Raw genomic sequence first — 18,050 nt, 5'->3', positions numbered from 1 at the left:
AATCCGGATGGTCACCCGGATTTCGGGAGAAAGCCGCGCACGACAGGCAACCGCCGGCGCGACCGGAAGAGAGGACCGCCATGCACGTGTTGACGCTCGCCTCGCAGAAGGGCGGGTCCGGCAAGACCACGCTCGCCGGGCACCTCGCGGTGCAGGCCGCGCGCAGCGGCTTCGGCCGCGTCGCGGTGATCGACACCGACCCGCAGGGCAGCCTGAGCGACTGGTGGAACGCCCGCGCCGACCCGACGCCGGAGTTCGCCGAGACGGTGATGGAGACGCTGCAGCGCGACCTCACGGCGCTGGCGACGGCGGGCGTGGATCTGCTGGTCGTGGACACCCCGCCCGCGATCACCGACACGATCGAGAGCGTGATCCGGCTGTCCGATCTGGTGGTGGTGCCCACGCGCCCCAGCCCGCACGACCTGCGCGCGGCGGGCGCCACGGTCGACCTCGTGGAAGGCGCCGGCAAGCCGCTCGTCTTCGTCGTCAACGCCGGCAAGATGCGCGCGCGCATCACCGGGGAGGCGGCGGTCGCGCTGTCGCAGCACGGCACGGTCGCCCCCGCCACGATCCACCAGCGCAACGACTTCGCCGCCAGCATGATCGACGGGCGCACGGCGGCGGACCTCGACGCCAGCTCGCGCTCGGCGCGCGAGGTCGCCGAACTGTGGAGCTACCTCGCCAACCGCTTGCGCGGGGAGCGCCGGGAAACCGTGCTCACCGGCGCCCGCGAGGAGCCCGCGAAGACCCCGCTGACCCCGGCCGGGACGGAGGCGTGAGCCATGCAGGACCCCGCGCTCAAGGCCGGCTCCCTCGACGCCACGCTGCTCGCGCGCAAGGGTGCGGCACAGCCCGCGACCGTCAACCGCCCCGCCACGCGGAACACGCCGCCCCCGGCGGCCGTCGCGCCCGCGCCCGAGAGCGGCCGGACGTCCGGCAAGCGCGCGCGCCTGACCCTGCGCCTGGACCCGGTGCGCCATCGGCGCCTGCGCATCGCCGCCGCGCACCTGAACTGCTCGATGCAGGCGCTGCTGACCGAGAGCCTGGACGACCGCCTGGCGGCGCTGGAAAGCGTCTGCGCCTGCCTGCGCGCGGACAGCGAGGCGCCGGATGGGCAGGAGGCGGCGTCATGACCGGCCCGACCGACGACGCGGCCGCGCCCGAGGAGCCGGCCTCGCTGCTGGGCGTGGCGATCGTGCGCGGCGGCCGGGCGCGCCGGGCCGCCAGCACCGCGCATCCGCCGGCCGAAGCCGGGACCGCGACCGCGCCGGCCAACGAGAGCGCACCCCACCCAGCCGGGACGGGCGCGGCCGCGCCCGAGACGGGCCGGGGCGCGGCCGAGGCCCCCCGCTACCGCTCGCTGCGGCAGTACTGGCGCAGCCTGGGCGGCGGTCCACTCCCCAACGTGCGGGGGATCGAACCCGCGGTGGTCGCGGATCAATGGCCGTATGCCGTGCTCTTCCGCGCCGCGCCGGACGGCGCGCTGGACATCGCGCGCGTCTACGAGCCCGCGGAAGCGGCCGGCGGGCTGGACCATCCGCTCGCCGACGATCCCTTCTCCGAGGTCAGCACCTGGCTGATGGAGGTCGCGCGCGCCGCGGCCGACCGGGCGGTCCCCACGACAACCTCGGCCAGCTTCCGCGTGCGCCGGCGCCAGCGCGCCTACGCCGCCGCCGCCGCGCCCTTCGCGGCGGACGGCGACACCGATGGGCAACGCCGCGGCAGCGCCGCCTACGTGCTGCTCGCCGTCACCCGCAAGCGCTGAGGCCGGTCGGCCGGTTTCGCCGGGCGGGCTCGGACCATTTCCAAGTGGCGGCCCAGGGCTATTCGTTGCGCAGCAGCGGCGCCGCCTTCTGGCGCAGGGCGCGGTCGGTGCCGGCGTAGCCGACCACGAGGGTCACGGCCGTCGCGGCCACGGCGGTCGCGGCCACCACGCCCGGCATCATCACGAAGTCGCCGTCCATCACCCGGGTCATCACCACCCACGCGGCAACGCTACCAATGACCGAGGCGATGGCGGCGGTGACGAGTCCAAGCAGGCCGTATTCCAGCAGAAAGGCCACGGTCACGTTGCGCCGCGTGGCGCCCAACACCTTGAGCACCACGGCGTCGTAGATGCGCCGCCGGTGCCCCGCCGCGACCGCCCCGGCCAGCACCAGCGTCCCCGCCAGCAGCGTGATCGAGGCCGTGGCGCGCACCGCCAGCGCCACCTTGCCGAGCAGCTCGGAGACGCGGTTCAGCACCTCGCGCGTGCGGATGGCGGAGACGTTGGGGAAGCCCTCCGCCACGGCGCTTTCCAGCGCGGCCTCCTGCTGGGGCGGCGCCTTGGCGGTGGCGAGGTAGCTCTGCGGCGCCTGGGACACCACGCCGGGCGAGAACACCATGACGAAGTTGATGCCCAGGCCCTCCCAGTCGATTTCGCGCCAGTTGGCGATCTCCGCCTCGACGTTCCGGCCGAGCAGGTTGATCGTCAGGGTGTCGCCGGGTGCCAACTGCATGGCGCGGCCCAGCTCGGCGTCGATGGAGACGAGCTGCCGGCCCGAATGATCGCGGTCCCACCACTGCCCGCGCACGACGCGGCTGTTCGACGGCACCTCGCGCGCCCAGGTGACGCCGCGGTCGCCGTCGAACATCCACTGCACGTCCTCGGGGATGGTCAGTTCGGGGACGCGCGTGCCGTTCACCTTGACGATGCGCCCGCGCAGCATGGGCACGGCCTGGACCTCGCGCACGCCCTCGACGCCGCGCGCCGTTGCCTTGAAGGGGTCGAGCTGGTCCGGCTGGATGTCGATGAAGTAGTAGGCGGGCGCGTCCTTCGGCATCTGCTGCGTCACCTGACGCGTCAGGTTGCCGTCGATCAGCGCGATGGCGACCAGCACCGTCAGCCCCAGCCCCAGCGAGGTGACGACGCTGCCGGTCGGTGCGCCGGGGCGGTGCAGGTTCGCTACCGCCAGCCGCAACCCCGGCCGCCGCGCGCGCGGAACCCGTTTCGCCAGCGCAACGACACCCGCCGCCGCCAATCGGAACGCCAGCAGCGCGCCCGCCGCGCCGGCCACGAAGCCGAGCGCGAACAGGCGGTCGTCGGCCGTCCACACCGCCAGCCCGGCGAGCGCCGCCCCGGCCGCGCCGATGGCCGCCAGCGCCCACCCCGGCGGGCGCGCGGCGCGTTCCGCCACGACGTCGCGGAAGAGCGCGGCGGCCGGGATGCCCTGGGCGCGCGCCAGCGGCCACAACGCGAAGGCCAGCGTGGTCAGCACACCGAAGAGCGCCGCCACGGCCAGCGGCTGCGGGTAGATGCCGCCCGCGATCTCAAAGTTGAGCGTGCCCGCCAGCAGCGGCCTGGCGATCGCCGGCAGCGCGCCGCCGAGCACCAGTCCTAGCGCGATCCCCACGCCCGCCAGCGCCAGCACCTGCGCCAGATAGGTGGCGAACACCAGCCGCGCCGGCGCGCCCACGCACTTGAAGGTGGCGATCGTGGCCCGCTTGCCGTCCAGGTAGGCGCGCACCGCGTTCGCCACGCCCACGCCGCCGACCAGCAGCGCCGTCAGCCCCACCAGCGTCATGAAGAGCGTGACGCGGTCGACGAAGCGCGTCAGGCCGGGCGCGGCGCTGTCCAGCCCGCGCACGCGCCAGCCCGCGTCGGGAAACTGCGCGGCCAGCTTGTCCCGCCACGCCGCGGGGTCCGTGCCCGCCGGGAGGTCGAGGCGGTAGTGGTGGTAGACGAGGCTGCCCTCCTGCACCAGCCCGCTGCCGTCCAGGCTGGCGCGGTGGACCAGCACACGCGGGCCGAGCGTGAACGCCTGCGCCGCGCGGTCGGGTTCGCGCGTCAGCTCCCCGCGCACGCGGTAGGCGCGGTCGCCGATGCGCAATCTGTCGCCGGGGGTAAGCTCCAGGCGGCGGGCCAGCGTGGGCGCCACCAGCGCGCCCCAGGCCCCGTCGCGCTCGGCCAGCGCCGCGTCGAGCGGTTGCTCGGGCTGCGTTCGCGCCGCGCCGAACAGCGGATAGGCGTCGTCGACGGCCTTCAGCTCCACCAGCGTCTGCTGGCCCGCCCCTGGCGCGCGCGCCATGGCGCGCAGCTCCGCCGTTTGCGACAGGCGCTCGGCTTCCCGGTCCAGCCACGCCCGCTGCGTCTCGCTGGCGGGCGCGTGGATCGTGCGGATGGCGACCTCGCCGCCCAGCAGCGCGCGGCCGTCGTTGGCGATGCCCGTGAGCATGGCCTGCGACAGCGAGCCCACGCCCGCGATCGCCGCCACGCCCAGCAGCAGGCAGCCCAGAAAGATCCAGAAGCCGCGCAGGCCGCCGCGCAGCTCGCGCCGGGCCAGGCGCAGGGCGAGCCGGAGCGTGTCCGTCATGCCGTCGCCCGCGCCGCCGTCGCCGCCCGGCGGTCCGCGCGGATGGTGCCGTCCACCAGCTCCACGGTGCGGTCGCAGCGCCCGGCGAGGCTCATGTCGTGGGTGATGAGCATCAGCGTCGAGCCGTGGTCGCGGCACAGGCCGAACAGGAGCTGCATGACGTGTTCGCCGGTCGCGCCGTCCAGGTTGCCCGTGGGCTCGTCGGCCAGGAGCAGCTTGGGGCGCGTGGCGAAGGCGCGCGCCAGGGCGGTGCGCTGCTGCTCGCCGCCCGAAAGCTGGCCGGGATAGTGGGACAGCCGCGCGCCCAGGCCCGCCTGGTCCAGCGCGTCCGCCGCGCGGTCGAAGGCGTCGCGCCGGCCCGCGAACTCCAGCGGCATGGCGACGTTTTCCAACGCCGTCATCGTCGGGATGAGGTGGAAGTCCTGAAACACGATGCCGACGTTCTCGCGCCGGAAGCGCGCGAGGCCGTCCTCGTCCAGCGCCGAGAGGTCGTGGTCCGCCACGTGGACGAACCCGGCCGTCTGGCGTTCCAGCCCGCCCACGATCATCATCATCGACGACTTGCCGGAGCCCGAGGGGCCGACGACGCTGACGGTTTCGCCCCCGTCCACGCGCAGGTCGATGCCCTTGAGGATGTGGACCGGCCCGGCCTGGCTGGGCAGCGTCAGATGCACGGTGTCGAGATCGATCATCGCGGGACTCGCGTGGTGGATGACGGCGCCGGACAGGGATGTTGGCGCACGGCGCGCGCGATCAATGAACCCGCGCCGTCTTGCCGCGCAACCGGCGCACGCCGAAATCCTTCGCATCTCACCCGATGGAGTCGAACCAATGCGTCGCCCGCTCGCCGTCCTAGCCGCCGCGCTGGCGCTCCTGGCCGCTGCCCCGGCCGCCGCCGAGCCGCTGCGCCTGCTCGCCTTCGGCGACAGCCTCGTCCACGGCTACGGCCTGGCCGAGGGCAAGACCTTTCCCGACCAGCTGGAAGCGGCGCTGCGCGAAGCCGGGCACGCGGTGCGCGTCACCAACGCGGGCAGCTCCGGCGACACCACGGAAGCCGGACGCTCGCGCCTGGATTGGGTGGTGCGCCCGCGCACGGATGCCGTGATCGTGGTGCTGGGCGCCAACGACGCCCTGCGCGGCATCGATCCCGCCGTCACGCGCCGCAACCTGGACGCCATCCTGGGCCGGCTGACCGAACAGGACCTGCCGACGCTGCTGGCCGGGATGAAGGCGCCGCGCAACCTGGGCGAGAACTACGTCGCGCGCTTCGATGCCATCTATCCCGAGCTGGCGGAGAAGCACGGCGCCGTCTTCTATCCCTTCTTCCTCAAGGGCGTGGCGCAAAAGCCGGCGCTGAACCAGGATGACGGCATCCACCCCAACGCCGAGGGCGTGCGCGTCATCGTCGAGAACATGCTGCCCAAGGTGAAAAAGCTGCTGGCGCGGGCGCGGGACGCGTCCGGAAGCTGACCTCCGCCATTCGGGGTAGTTGCGCTGCATCAATGCCGCGGTGCAGCATCGCGGGCAGGCTCGCCGCGTCACACCGAATGGAGGTCCGCCATGAACCGCCTTACCGGCCAAGTCGCCGTCGTCACCGGCGGCGCGAAGGGCATCGGCGCCGCCGCCTGCGAGCGCCTGGCGCGCGAGGGCGCCAAGGTCGCCGTCACCGACGTGGCCGACGACGCCGGCCGGCAGGTCGTGGACGCCATCGAGAAGGCCGGCGGCACGGCCGCCTACTGGCGCCTCGACGTCACCGACGAGAATGCCGTCGCCCGCGTCCTCGCCGAGGTGGTGGACACCTGGGGCCGCCTGGACACGATGGTCAACAACGCCGGCATCGCCGGCATCAACGCCGAGCCGCACGAAATCAGCGCCGAGGACTGGAACACCGTCATCAACGTGAACGTCAACGGCGTCTTCTACTGCACCAAGCACGCCGTCGGGCACATGCGCGCCAATGGCGGCGGCAGCATCATCAACCTGTCCTCGATCTACGGCATCATCGGCGCGCGCGACATCCCGCCCTACCACGCCTCCAAGGGCGCCGTGCGCGAGATGACCAAGACCGACGCCCTCTTCTACGCCAAGGACAAGATCCGCGTGAACTCCGTCCACCCCGGCTTCATCTGGACGCCGCTGGTCGAGGACCTGGGCAAGAACTCGCCCCAGGGCGTCGAGGCGTTCCGCAAGGAGCTGGACTCCCGCCACCCCATCGGCCACGTCGGCGAGCCCGAGGACATTGCCGCCGGCATCGCCTTCCTCGCCTCCGACGACGCCAAGTTCATGACCGGCAGCGAACTCGTCATCGACGGCGGCTACACGGCCCAGTGAGGGAACAACACTTGTTCCATGGTGTCTGTCAGGAAGCGCATGCAGACACATCTCTACCGCCCGCTACGGTCTAGGGAACTGGGGGCCTGTCAACAGGCCCGGTCTGCGTATGGACGCCATCCAAACGCGACGGCTGCGGCTGTCTTGGGACCTGGGGGCTTGTCCAGCGTGACCGGTCAGCGGACGCCCGGCTTGTCGGGCGCCTTCGCGGCCCATCGGGCCGCAAGGCGCCGCACACCGACGGCTTCGCGGTTGGTGGGGTCGGTCAGGCCCTTGGGTCGGAACACGGTCCGGCAGCTTCCGAAGCGCGACCGCGCGGATTGGCTGGATTGCAAGATCGGGGTCTTGCAATGACGAGTCCGGCGGCGGAGCCCAATGGCTCGATTGTCAGGTACCTTCCTCAACTGTCAGGTACCTTCGCGGCCCAACGGGCCGCAAGGCGCCGCACGCTCGGCGGCATACACGCCTTATGGCGCGCGAGGCCGGCCTATTGCTCTGACGTCGCAGACTCGCCCTTCTGGTTAGGATTTGGAAAAACATCCATCGCATACTGCGTTGTCATTGGTACTATTTCTCTCCCATTTTCTTCGATTTTATTTCGAGTTTCTTTCGCACGATCAAATATGGAACTTGTCAATATTTCATTATATAATTCGTTTAAGGCTTTTCGGTTCTCCTGTTCTGTGTAGTTTTGCTTGTCCAGAGTTTTTATATTTTGCTTACATTCATTGACCGACCGCCTCGCTTTTTCGAGAAAGTTATAAAATTCCAATACATATTTGCATTCTATAGCCGATAATGAATCTAGTCGATCTTGATACTGTTTGTAAATAGGGGTGTTAAGGTTGCGCAACCATTCAGAAATAGCCTCTTGTAAGCGTCTTCTGTACTCTTCGATTGGCGTATTCTCTTTATCTATATCCAGTCCAGGATCGTATATATTCCGTTCCATCTCCTGTAAACGGAACAACTCCGCCATAAAAACCTGCCTGATCGCATCAGCATGCTTGGCGTCGTTTCGATCATCACGCTGCCGCTCAAACTTCGCATTCAAAAGCGCCGCGGCGGCAAGGCCAAGAAACCCAATCACTGCTCCAATCGCCTGTTGCCATTGGTTGGGCTCCCGCATCACCGGCGGAATAAGGACAACCGCGAACCCACCAGAGGCGGCCAAACCAACAGCCCAGCCGATGTGTTTCGGCCCAGCCGGGACGAGGCTGCGACACACAAGAGCAAGCTTCCATTGCCACCAAGGCCGCGGCAAGGCTTGAGCATTTCCGTTTGAAGATCGCGATGCATTGGCACCACTGGCATCGACATCAGGGTTTCCATATGCACGAGAGTGTTCGGAATCTCCCCAGATGCCGACGCCGAGAAGAAGCAGGGCGGCGGCCACGATACCCAGCGGCACCCATGAGACCTCGAACATTCCGGAAAGCTCGGCCCAGGTTACCGGACAGCCGAACGAGCCAGCAGTGCCGAGCGCCCCGGCGAGAAACCAAAAGACGATAAATGACCAGCGCGACATGCTGGCACATGTGGCATGCACACGCAGGAGTTGGCAAGCGACGGGTAGGACGCTAGGAAGGCACGGCCCACGCAGCACGGCACCTTCTCGTACCTATAGATCGTTAGGGAGCCGGCGTTGAGTCAGCATGCAGCCTTATGCGGCACGTCGTTGCGTCGAGTTCAATTAGATTGATTCATAATATGCGATAAGATGACGGCAATATGAAATATTAGGTCGAATTTTTGTTTTTCTATAAAGCTCGTTTTTGAACTCTGCCGGCTCGATTGTTGTTCTACCATAGCGCCGCCAAAACTCGTTCTTGAATTCGCAAAAGTTCCAAATATCTTCAAAAGAACCAATGTGATTCTCCATTAGCTGTTGGTCAAAATCGGCGACCAAGGCACCAAATAATTCTAGCGCACGCTTAAGGTTTTCCTCGCTTATTCCTTCAGCACTTCCGCTTTCAATATCGATTAGCTTATCAGTTACGTTTTCCATCCTACCAAAATGATGCGCCACTCGGTTTCTTTTCTTTCTTAATTCATCAAGCTTCTCTTGGTTATTCTTAACTTTATCAGGAGCTCTCGAGAATAGAGCTTCATAATTCATAATCCGATCTTCCCAGGCTCCTTTGACGAGCCTCTTGACGGAATCTTCAACATCTAAAGAACCGCCATATTTAACGAGATTTATCCCATCAATTAATTTTGGTTTATTGAAATGAATCCCAGGATCAGAGTAAAGTGCTAATGATATAATATTCCTCATATATGTTTCAAAATATGAGTGGGCCATGACCAAGCATGACAGTCTTAGCCATTTCTTGAAATTGCTGAAACTTGCTCTCCAGTTGTCGATATCGCGCGGGACTCGGCGGGCGTTTCCTCCAGACACGCAAAAGATATCATGCGCGTTCGAAACTTGGTCGGCATGGCGTGCTTTATAGTCCGCGAATTCTGATGCGGACACTGACGCCCAATACATATTGTTCAACTCATTATGATATTGCTCGAACCGAATGCGTGCACGTGACTGTTCGAGCCGTGGAGTCCAACGATGGAAAGAATCAGCAGAGGACATCATGCCGAAAACCCAACACAGAAAAACTTTTAACCCAATTAAGTATCTATGATCGGCGCAAAGTCGCGCATTTCACAATGCACATTATCGATACCTTTCCCAAGATAGGCACCTTCATCTCAGCCAGACGCCGGTGTCGACTGACTGACGGGATGAAACATCCTCATGTTTCAGCCTGCCCTCAGGTTCTCTCGACCATCAATTGCTTGATGTTCGAGATGGCCTTGGCGGGGTTCAGGTGTTTGGGGCAGGTGCGGGTGCAGTTCATGATGGTGTGGCAGCGGTAGAGGCGGAAGGGGTCTTCCAGTTCGTCCAGGCGCTCGCCGGTGTATTCGTCGCGGCTGTCGGCGATCCAGCGGTAGGCCTGGAGCAGCACGGCGGGGCCGAGGTATTTGTCGCCGTTCCACCAGTAGCTCGGGCAGGAGGTGGTGCAGCAGAAGCACAGGATGCACTCCCACAGGCCGTCGAGCTTGGCGCGGTCCTCGGGCGATTGCAGGCGCTCGCGCTGGGGCGCGGGGGTGTCGGTTTTCAGCCACGGCTCGATCGCGGCGTACTGCGCGTAGGCGTCCGTGAGGTCCGGGACGAGATCCTTGATCACCGGCATGTGCGGCAGCGGGTAGATCTTCACGTCGCGGTCGGTTTCCTCGATCGGCGTGATGCAGGCCAGGGTGTTGCGCCCGTTGATGTTGAAGGCGCAGGAGCCGCACACGCCCTCGCGGCAGGAGCGGCGGAAGGTGAGCGTGGGGTCGATCTCGTTCTTGATCTTGATGACGGCGTCGAGAACCATCGGCCGGCAGTCATCCAGGTCGATGGTGTATTTGTCGACGCGCGGGTTGTCGCCGGAATCCGGGTCCCAGCGGTAGATGCGGAACGTCTTGGGGCGCGTGGCGTTCGCCGGCGCCGGCCAGGTCTTGCCTTCCTTGACCTTCGAGTTCCGCGGCAGCGCGAATTCGACCATGCTCGCCTCGCCCGTTCCTGTTCTTCCGTGCGCCCCTCGGCGGCGTCTTAGTAGACGCGCGCCTTGGGCGGGATGTGCTGCACCTGGTTGCTCAGCGGCTGCATGTGGACAGGCCGCTCGTCGAGCGTGACCGTGCCCTTCTCCTGATCCAGCCAGCCGATCGTGTGCTTCATCCAATTGTCGTCGTCGCGCTCGGGATAGTCCTCGCGCGCGTGGGCGCCGCGGCTTTCGGTGCGCGCTTCCGCGGAGGCCACGGTCACCATCGCCTGCGAGAGCAGGTTGTCCAGCTCCAGCGTCTCCACGAGGTCCGAGTTCCAGATCATCGAGCGGTCGGTGACCGAGATGTCGCCGCGCTTGTTCCAGCACTGGCCCAGCTTGGTCTTGCCCTCGGCCAGGATGTCGCCGGTGCGAAAGACGGCGCAGTTGCTCTGCATCGTCTTCTGCATCTCCAGGCGCAGCTCGGCTGTGGGCGTGCCGCCCTGGGCGTTGCGGAAGCCGTCCAGGCGCGACAGCGTCGGCTCGGCCTGATCCGAGGGCAGCGGCTTGTGCGCCTCGCCGCGCGCGGTCTTCTCCGCCGCGCGCTGAGCCGCCGAGCGCCCGAACACCACGAGGTCCAGCAGGGAGTTGGAGCCCAGCCGGTTGGCGCCGTGGACGGAGACGCACGCCGCCTCGCCCACGGCCATGAGGCCGGGGACCACGCTGTCCGGGTTGCCGTTCAGCTTGGTCAGCACCTCGCCCTGATAGTTCGTGGGGATGCCGCCCATGTTGTAGTGGCACGTCGGCAGCACCGGGATGGGCTCCTGCTTCACGTCCACGCCGGCGAAGATCTTCGCCGTTTCCGCGATGCCGGGCAGGCGCTGATCGATGACCTCGGGGTCGAGGTGCATAAGGTTGAGGTGGATGTGGTCCTTCTGCGGCCCGCAGCCGCGGCCCTCGTTGATCTCCACCGTCATCGCGCGCGAGACGACGTCGCGGCTGGCGAGGTCGAGCGTTGAGGGCGCGTAGCGCTCCATGAAGCGCTCGCCCTCGGCGTTGGTGAGGTAGCCGCCCTCGCCGCGCACGCCCTCGGTGATGAGGCAGCCGGCGCCGAACACCCCGGTCGGGTGGAACTGCACGAACTCCATGTCCTGCAACGGCAGGCCGGCGCGCAGCACCATGCCGTTGCCGTCACCCGTGCAGGTGTGGGCGCTGGTGCAGGAGAAGAAGGCGCGCCCATAGCCGCCCGTCGCCAGGATGACCTGATGCGCGCGGAAGCGGTGGATCGTGCCGTCGTCCAGGTTCCAGGCGATGACGCCGCGGCACTCACCCTCGTCCATGATGAGGTCGAGGGCGAAGTACTCGATGAAGAACTCGGCGTGCTGGCGCAGCGCCTGCTGGTAGAGCGTGTGTAGCATGGCGTGGCCGGTTCGGTCGGCGGCGGCGCAGGTGCGCTGGGCCGTGCCCTTGCCGTAGTGCGTCGTCATGCCGCCGAAGGGGCGCTGGTAGATGTGCCCGCTTTCGGTGCGCGAGAAGGGGACGCCGTAGTGCTCGAGCTCGATGATGGCCGGGATGGCCTCCTTGGTCATGTGCTCGATGGCGTCCTGGTCGCCCAGCCAGTCCGACCCCTTCACGGTGTCGTACATGTGCCAGCGCCAGTCATCCTCGCCCATGTTGCCGAGCGCGGCCGAGATGCCGCCCTGCGCCGCGACGGTGTGGCTGCGCGTGGGGAAGACCTTGGAGATGCAGGCCGTGCGCAGGCCCGATTCCGCCAGCCCCAGCGTCGCCCGCAGGCCCGAGCCGCCGGCGCCAACCACGACCACGTCGTATTCGTGGTCGACGATGGGATAGGCCTGCCCGAGCGCGCCCGGCGCGCCGTTGCCGTTCGCCCCGCCGCCGTTCGCGCCGTTGCCGTCTGTGTGCCGCTTGGCCATCGCGATTCCTTACCCGCCGAACAAGATGCTCAACACGGCCAGCACCCCGGTCAGCGCGAGCACGATGCTCGCTGCTTTCAGGAACAGCAGGGTGCCCAGTTTCCAGGCCTCATGGTGGACATAGTCCTCGACCACCACCTGCAAACCCAGATAGCCGTGATAGAAGGTCGCAACGATGAGCAGCAGCAGCAGCCCGGCGACCACGGGCGAGCCCGCCCAGGCGCGGAACACCGTGTAGTCCGCGCCCGCCATCGTCACCACCGAGGCGACGAACCACAGCACCAGCGGGATCAGCGCCAGCGCGCTCAGCCGCTGCGCCCACCAGTGCTGCGTGCCCGTCTTCGCCGAGCCCAGGCCGCGAACGCGCGCGGCCGGCGTGCGCATCGCCTTCATCGCCCCGTCTCCCTTGCGGACGTCCCCGTCATTGAAGAATGAGCCCGGCCACCCAGGCGGCGAGCGTGAGCACGGCCGTCGCGGCCAGCACCGCGTAGCCGCTGCGGTAGGCGTTCACCAACTCGAAGCCGTAGCCGGCGTCCCAGAAGAGGTGCCGGATGCCGTTGGCCAAGTGGTAGAACAGCGCCGCCGACCAGCCGAGCAGCAGCAGGTAGCCCAGGATGGAGCCGATGAAGCCCTGCACGGCGGCGAAGGCGTGCGGTCCCGAGGCAGCCGCGACCAGCCACGCCGTCAGCAGCAGCGTGCCCAGCGCCAGGAACACGCCGGTGATGCGGTGGAAGATGGACAGCGCCGAGGTGAGCTGCGGCCGGTAGACCTGCAGATGCGGTGAAAGCGGACGCTCGCTGCGCGTGGTCACGATCCGTCTCTCCCTGTGTTCGGCCGGCCCCGTGTTCGACCGGTGTGGTCGCCCGCGCTCGGGCGCCGGGCCCCGACGGGCGTCACCCGCCCGCCGGTTGTCGTTTGCACCGCAGCGTAACGCGCCAGCCGCCGAACTTCGAGGGGGATGGCACACGTTGTTTTGCAAAAGCTTCACGAGGGCAGCAAGTTGCGTGCCGCTATCGAACCGGAAAAGGCCGCGGCGGCCGTGCCGGCCGCCGCAAAAGGCCTCACGCTGCGGACTTCAGCATCGACGCGATGCCCTGGTAGCCCTGCTCGGCGAGCATGCGCCCGGCCATGCGCACCGTGGCGTCGTCGCTGGGGATGCCCAGGCCCTCGACCCAGCGGTTCATCAGGTTGAAGTAGCCGCAGGACAGGATGGCGTAGGTCAGTGCCTGTTCCGACCAGCCCGCGTCGAGCACGGCGTCGACATCGGCCTGGGTGATGGAACTCGGGGCGGCGTTGAGCTTGTCGATGTAGGCGAGCAGCGGCGCCAGATCGGGGCGGCTCTGCGGCGTTCCGGCGTGGATGACGTCCTGCACGGTCTGCGGGTCGCCGCCCAGCTCGTGTACCGCGGCGCCGTGGGAATCGCGGCAGAATTCGCAGCCGTTGGCGTGGGAGACGCGGGCGGCGATCAGCTCGCGGTCGATCGCCGACAGCGGCGCGTCGCCGCGCATCGCGGCCTCGGCGAACTCGTGCAGCGGCGCGGCGACATCCGGCACCATGCCCATGGCGTCGATGAGGGTCGCGCTGGGGTTCGAGCGCAGATAGCTCATCCGGTCCTCCATACAACCGTGTGTTCGGCGGGCAGAAAAAACCCCGCCGCGCGTCTCGCGCGGCGGGGGTATGAGGGTCCCGAATTCAGCTGGCCTTGTCGAGCGCCTTGTCGGCCAGCGGCCCGTCCACGGGCGTCTCGGCGATGTGGTTCACGTAGTTGGACAGCGTCTTCATCGACAGCCCGAGGATCACGTCCAGCAGGTTCTGGCGCGTGTAGCCCGCGTCGAGGAAGGTCTGGACGTCGTCCTCGCTGACCCAGCCGTTCTTGTCGATCAGCTTGCGGGTGAAGGTGGCGAGCGCGTCCTGCTTGGCGTCCGGCAGGTTGCGGCCCTCGCGCAGCGCCTGGATGGTGCCCGCGTCCAGGCCGGTGCGCTCGGCCGAGGCGGTGTGCGCGGCGACGCAGTAGTTGCACTTGTTGTGCTGGCTGATGGTCAGCAGCACCACCTGCACGTCCGCCGCCGAGAGCGAGGACTTGCCGGTGAAGATCTGGTTCAGCGTCATGTAGGCCTCCGCCGCGGCGGGGGACTCCGAGATGACGCCGAAGAAGTTGGGCACGAAGCCGTAGCCCTGCTCCACCTTCTCCATCAGCGGCTTGGAGTCGGCGGGCGCGGTGTCCTTGGTGTGCAGCTGAAAGCCGTTCTTCGGGGCGCTCATGGCTCCCTCCCATCGGGTTTTGAACTGATCGGTCCAGATTTCGGCACGCATCGTCGCGCGCCGTTTGGCTCACGCCGGCATGTGGGACGCCGGTCCCGGCGCGTGCACCGTGGCGGCCCTCAAAAATGCGTGAGCGGCCCAGGGCTCGGCAGCGCGGCGGGCGTCAGCCGCCCCGCTCCGCGGTGTACTTGAGTTGCTCGAACATGACGTGCCAGAAGGGCAGCATCTTGCCGTCCGGCATGCGGAAGCCGGTGGGCACGGGTTCGTGCTCGTAGACGCCCTTCTCCGGCAGCGCCTTCATGGGCGGCACCATCAGGTGGAAGTGCAGGTCCTGCGCCGGGCGCACCTGATGGTCCTGGGCGAGCTTGTAGCCCTGCTGGCGCACGTACTCCGTGAGCATGCCGTGGACCAAGTGCGGCTTCGCCACCGGCTGGTCGTTGTAGCGCACCTCGCCCATGCCCCAGAACGCCAGATGCGCGAACTGCGTGGGCATCAGCGGCGTGCCCAGGCGCGTGAAGCCGTGCAGCAGGTGGTTGGTGACGACGCCGCCGAAGGTCGGGAACTCAAGCCCGTGCGCGGCCATGCGCTCGCAGCAGGTGACGGTGTAGGTGTTGCCGTCCTGATCGCGCCAGGACGCCGTCATCTCCACGCTGTCCCGCGTGACGGCCGCGTCGGTGGCGGTTTCGTCGTGCGCCCGGAGGGTGAGCGAATCCCCGAGCATCGTGGTGTGCTTGTCGCCGTAGGGCGTCTTCTCGGTGGTGACGGTGTAGTCGCCGTCCGCCTCCTCGCGCAGACGCGGCGGCAGGCCGTTGATGACGGGGGTCCCGCCGTGCGCGCGCGGCGCGCCCGGCACGCCGAAGACGTGCGTGTCCAGCTCGCGCTCGTCCGGCAGCTGGACGAAGACGACGCCGCCGTCCTGTTCGATGCGGACGTTCAGCGCGCCGCCGAGCAGGGTCTTGGGCTCCTGCAGATCGCTGTGCGCGTCCAGGTACCCCTGCTGCGGGGCCGGGGGCTGCCGCGGCGTGCCGCGCTCGTCTCCCTCGGCCGCCAGCGCCGGGCCCACCGCCAGGGCAACGCCAAACAGCGCGGCGGCGCGGATGGCGCGGGTGAAACGGCCCATCGTGAACCTCCCTTCCCGTCCACGGTCGCCGCGGGGCACACCCCCGCGGCACCGTTCGGGATACCACGACGGGGCGCGGTCCACGATGGCGATGGCACGATTGCGGCTATTGCACCTTCAGGGTGCCCGTCATGCCGGCGGCTTCGTGGCCCGGCACGGTGCAGACGAAGGTGTAGGTGCCGGGCTCCGGCTGCACGCGGATGGTTTCGGTGCCGTCCGTCTGGATCGTGCCGGTGTCGGCGTCGAGCTTCTTGAAGGTCAGGTTGTGGCTCAGGGCGCCCTGGTTCTTGAATTTGATGACCAGCGTCTCGCCGGCCTCCAGCTCGACCGTGCTGGGCTCGAACTTGAACTCCTTGCCCACCACCGTGACCGTCTTCTGCGCGGCCGCGGGGGTGGCGAGCGCGGCGGCCACACCGGCGCCGGCCAGGACGCGCAGGCCCGTGCGGATCGTGCGATTCATGGCGATCCTCCGTCAAACAACTCGGCATGTGCGGGAAAGCGGGGGGCCGGGCGCGCCGGCCGAAGCGGACGCGCCCGGCGATCACGCTGTTAGCGGACGATCGTGTCCTGCTCGAACATCACGTGGATGAACGGCTGGTTCTTGCCGTTCGGCAGCTCGAACGCGCTCTCAACCGGATCGAACACCGGGCCCTTCTTGGTGCCCTGGATCGGCGGCAGGATCAGGTGGGTGTGGTGCGGCTGCCCCTTCACCAGCCAGTTCTCCGGGGCCAGCGGCAGATCCGCCTGCTGCGCGAGCTTGTAGTTGTTGTCGCGCACGACCTCGGTGGTCATCAGGTGCATCACGCGGTGGTCGTTGACCAGCTCGCCGTTGACGTAGAGTTCACCCACGCCCCACCAGGCGGCGATCGTCCACACCTGGGGCATGAGCGGCGAGCCGATGCCGGTGGTCCCGTGCAGGTAGCCGTCCAGGAACACGCCGCCGTCGGTCTCGTAGCCCGGGAAAGGCGGCTTGACGACGTGGTCGAGCACCACGCGGTACTCGTTGCCCTGCGGGTCGGTGAACTCCGCCTCCATCGTGGCCGTGTCCGGCGTCTTGCCCGGCGGGCCCGGCGGGTCCTCGTTGATGTTGTCGTAGAGCTTGCTCTTGAAGCTGCCCTGGATGATGCGGCCGTCGTCGGAGAAGGGTGTGGGCGCCTTCAGGATCTGGCCGCCGTCAGGCCCCTTGGAACGCGCCTTCTCGGGCACGCCCACCAGCGTCGGCAGATCCTTGAGGAGCTGCGGCACGCTCGGCGGGCCCTTGGTCTCCTTGGCCTTCTTCAGCTTCGGAGCCAGGGTCATCTTCGGGTTCTCGGGCGTGCCGAAGACCTCCTCGCCGAGCTTGCGCGGCCCCGGCATCACCCAGTAGGTGACCTTGCCGCTGTCCTGCTTGACGGTGATGTCCGGCTGCTTCGCGTTGCCGTCGCTGTTGCCGGCCTGGGTGCTGCTGCACGCCGCAAGCGCGAGCACACCCGCGGCCGCGACCGCGGCGCCGGCGATCCGGCGCGTGGTGTCGAACGTCATCGTCCGCCTCCCTATCGGTTGGTTTCCACGGTTGAGGTGAGACAATATCCGTGCGCGTGTAAACTGGGCCTCACGGGGTTTTGACACCGTGTCATCCCGCGTGCCCGCCCGCCGCACGCGTTCCCGCATCATCACGGACCGCCGCGCCATGCCCGTGCTGTCGATCCATTCGCACGTCGTCTACGGCCACGTCGGCAACGACGCCGCCGCCTTCGGGCTGCGGCGGCTGGGCGTGGAAGCCTGGCAGATCGATACCGTGCGCCTGTCCAACCACCCCGGCCACGGCGCCTGCACCGGCGGCGCCACCGAGGCCGGCGAGATCGCGGCGCTGACCGACGGCCTGGCGGACCTGGGCGTGCTCGACGGCTGCGACGCCGTGCTCGCGGGCTATCTCGGGACCGCGGCGCAGGCCGAACCCATCGCGGCCGCCGTCCAACGGGTGCGGGCGGCGCGCCCCGGCGCGCTGGCGGTGGTGGACCCCATCATGGGCGACCCCGGGCCGGGCCGCTACGTGGCCGACACCGTCGCCGACGCCGTGGCCGAGCGGCTGGTGCCGCGGGCCGATCTGGTCACGCCCAACGGCTTCGAACTGGGCGAGCTGACGGGCCTGCCGGTGGGGAGCCGCGCCGAGGCACTGACGGCCGCCCGCGCCCTGCTGGCGTGCGGGCCGCGCATGGTGCTCGCGACCTCGCTGCCCACCGACGGCGACAGCGTGGAGATGCTGGCGGCCACGGCGGACGCGGCCTGGGCCGTGCGCGTGCCCCACCTGCGTTTTGCCGTGGCGCCGAACGGGGCGGGCGACCTGCTGGCGGGGCTGGTCACGGGCTGGCTGGTGCGCGGGGCGGCGCTCGCCGATGCACTGCTCGCCGCGGCGGATGCGGTGCATGAGGTGCTGCTGGCGACGCGGGACGCGGGCCGCCGGGAACTCACGCTGGTGCAGGCGCAGGACGCGCTGGCCGCCCCGCGCCGGAACGCCGAGCGCATCGTTTTGGACAAGGGCTGACCC

General features: G+C 68.1%; 19 protein-coding genes. 6 read left to right on the top strand and 13 right to left on the bottom strand.

Annotation, left to right across the window (positions count from 1 at the left end; translation table 11 throughout):
* Positions 1 to 80: 80 nt before the first annotated feature.
* Genes BLQ43_RS08540 through BLQ43_RS08530 form a run of 3 tightly spaced genes read left to right on the top strand, consistent with a single transcriptional unit; the run spans position 81 to position 1,765 of the window.
* On the top strand, positions 81 to 779 hold the full coding sequence (locus BLQ43_RS08540; protein WP_090019761.1) for a nucleotide-binding protein: 699 nt from the start codon (positions 81 to 83) through the stop codon (positions 777 to 779).
* A gap of 3 nt (positions 780 to 782) precedes the next feature.
* Positions 783 to 1,133: a hypothetical protein gene (locus tag BLQ43_RS08535; protein ID WP_090019759.1), complete on the top strand. Its 351-nt coding sequence runs from the start codon at positions 783 to 785 to the stop codon at positions 1,131 to 1,133.
* On the top strand, positions 1,130 to 1,765 hold the full coding sequence (locus tag BLQ43_RS08530; RefSeq protein WP_090019757.1) for a hypothetical protein: 636 nt from the start codon (positions 1,130 to 1,132) through the stop codon (positions 1,763 to 1,765). Before BLQ43_RS08535 ends, BLQ43_RS08530 begins: the two co-directional genes overlap by 4 nt.
* Positions 1,766 to 1,823: 58 nt before the next feature.
* Here the strand turns inward: BLQ43_RS08530 and BLQ43_RS08525 are convergent, their stop codons facing one another.
* Complete coding sequence (locus tag BLQ43_RS08525) at positions 1,824 to 4,352, bottom strand: ABC transporter permease (RefSeq protein ID WP_090019755.1); 2,529 nt, start codon at positions 4,350 to 4,352, stop codon at positions 1,824 to 1,826.
* The gene (locus BLQ43_RS08520; protein ID WP_090019753.1) at positions 4,349 to 5,044 is read right to left on the bottom strand and encodes an ABC transporter ATP-binding protein; all 696 of its coding nucleotides are present in this window, start codon (positions 5,042 to 5,044) and stop codon (positions 4,349 to 4,351) included. The genes BLQ43_RS08525 and BLQ43_RS08520 overlap by 4 nt, the downstream gene beginning before the upstream one ends.
* 139 nt (positions 5,045 to 5,183) lie before the next feature.
* Here BLQ43_RS08520 and BLQ43_RS08515 point away from each other — a divergent pair, with 139 nt between their 5' ends.
* On the top strand, positions 5,184 to 5,822 hold the full coding sequence (locus BLQ43_RS08515; protein WP_090019751.1) for an arylesterase: 639 nt from the start codon (positions 5,184 to 5,186) through the stop codon (positions 5,820 to 5,822).
* 90 nt (positions 5,823 to 5,912) lie between these two features.
* Positions 5,913 to 6,683 carry an SDR family NAD(P)-dependent oxidoreductase gene (locus BLQ43_RS08510; protein ID WP_090019748.1) on the top strand — a complete coding sequence of 257 codons (771 nt, stop codon included), beginning with the start codon at positions 5,913 to 5,915 and terminating at the stop codon, positions 6,681 to 6,683.
* Positions 6,684 to 7,170: 487 nt separating this feature from the next.
* Here BLQ43_RS08510 and BLQ43_RS14375 read toward each other — a convergent pair whose 3' ends face one another.
* From BLQ43_RS14375 to BLQ43_RS08465, 11 genes are all read right to left on the bottom strand, one after another.
* A complete protein-coding gene (locus BLQ43_RS14375; protein ID WP_143006210.1) occupies positions 7,171 to 8,211 on the bottom strand; it encodes a hypothetical protein in 1,041 nt (346 codons plus the stop codon).
* A 165-nt stretch (positions 8,212 to 8,376) separates the two neighbouring features.
* Positions 8,377 to 9,273 carry a HEPN domain-containing protein gene (locus tag BLQ43_RS14370; protein WP_176758595.1) on the bottom strand — a complete coding sequence of 299 codons (897 nt, stop codon included), beginning with the start codon at positions 9,271 to 9,273 and terminating at the stop codon, positions 8,377 to 8,379.
* A 181-nt stretch (positions 9,274 to 9,454) separates the two neighbouring features.
* A complete protein-coding gene (locus BLQ43_RS08505; RefSeq protein WP_090019746.1) occupies positions 9,455 to 10,231 on the bottom strand; it encodes a succinate dehydrogenase iron-sulfur subunit in 777 nt (258 codons plus the stop codon).
* A gap of 47 nt (positions 10,232 to 10,278) precedes the next feature.
* Positions 10,279 to 12,141: a succinate dehydrogenase flavoprotein subunit gene (sdhA, locus tag BLQ43_RS08500; protein WP_090019744.1), complete on the bottom strand. Its 1,863-nt coding sequence runs from the start codon at positions 12,139 to 12,141 to the stop codon at positions 10,279 to 10,281.
* Positions 12,142 to 12,150: 9 nt separating this feature from the next.
* Positions 12,151 to 12,534 (bottom strand): succinate dehydrogenase, hydrophobic membrane anchor protein, encoded by a 384-nt coding sequence (gene sdhD / locus BLQ43_RS08495; RefSeq protein WP_090019742.1) that lies wholly within the window; start codon positions 12,532 to 12,534, stop codon positions 12,151 to 12,153.
* Between the two features lie 28 nt (positions 12,535 to 12,562).
* Positions 12,563 to 12,952, bottom strand: coding sequence for a succinate dehydrogenase, cytochrome b556 subunit (gene sdhC / locus BLQ43_RS08490; RefSeq protein ID WP_090019740.1), 390 nt, complete (start codon positions 12,950 to 12,952; stop codon positions 12,563 to 12,565).
* Positions 12,953 to 13,202: 250 nt separating this feature from the next.
* The gene (locus BLQ43_RS08485) at positions 13,203 to 13,748 is read right to left on the bottom strand and encodes a carboxymuconolactone decarboxylase family protein (RefSeq protein ID WP_176758594.1); all 546 of its coding nucleotides are present in this window, start codon (positions 13,746 to 13,748) and stop codon (positions 13,203 to 13,205) included.
* An 85-nt stretch (positions 13,749 to 13,833) separates the two neighbouring features.
* Positions 13,834 to 14,403 carry a carboxymuconolactone decarboxylase family protein gene (locus tag BLQ43_RS08480; protein WP_090019735.1) on the bottom strand — a complete coding sequence of 190 codons (570 nt, stop codon included), beginning with the start codon at positions 14,401 to 14,403 and terminating at the stop codon, positions 13,834 to 13,836.
* Between the two features lie 163 nt (positions 14,404 to 14,566).
* Complete coding sequence (locus tag BLQ43_RS08475) at positions 14,567 to 15,523, bottom strand: hypothetical protein (protein ID WP_090019733.1); 957 nt, start codon at positions 15,521 to 15,523, stop codon at positions 14,567 to 14,569.
* Positions 15,524 to 15,629: 106 nt separating this feature from the next.
* Complete coding sequence (locus tag BLQ43_RS08470; protein ID WP_090019731.1) at positions 15,630 to 15,983, bottom strand: cupredoxin domain-containing protein; 354 nt, start codon at positions 15,981 to 15,983, stop codon at positions 15,630 to 15,632.
* A gap of 89 nt (positions 15,984 to 16,072) precedes the next feature.
* The gene (locus BLQ43_RS08465; RefSeq protein WP_090019729.1) at positions 16,073 to 17,044 is read right to left on the bottom strand and encodes a hypothetical protein; all 972 of its coding nucleotides are present in this window, start codon (positions 17,042 to 17,044) and stop codon (positions 16,073 to 16,075) included.
* A gap of 148 nt (positions 17,045 to 17,192) precedes the next feature.
* Here BLQ43_RS08465 and pdxY point away from each other — a divergent pair, with 148 nt between their 5' ends.
* Complete coding sequence (pdxY, locus tag BLQ43_RS08460; protein ID WP_143006208.1) at positions 17,193 to 18,047, top strand: pyridoxal kinase PdxY; 855 nt, start codon at positions 17,193 to 17,195, stop codon at positions 18,045 to 18,047.
* The last annotated feature ends 3 nt before the right edge of the window (positions 18,048 to 18,050 follow it).

It is taken from the genome of Limimonas halophila, from assembly GCF_900100655.1.
Lineage (GTDB): Bacteria > Pseudomonadota > Alphaproteobacteria > Kiloniellales > Rhodovibrionaceae > Limimonas > Limimonas halophila.
This window is presented reverse-complemented; position numbering and strand designations above follow the sequence as displayed.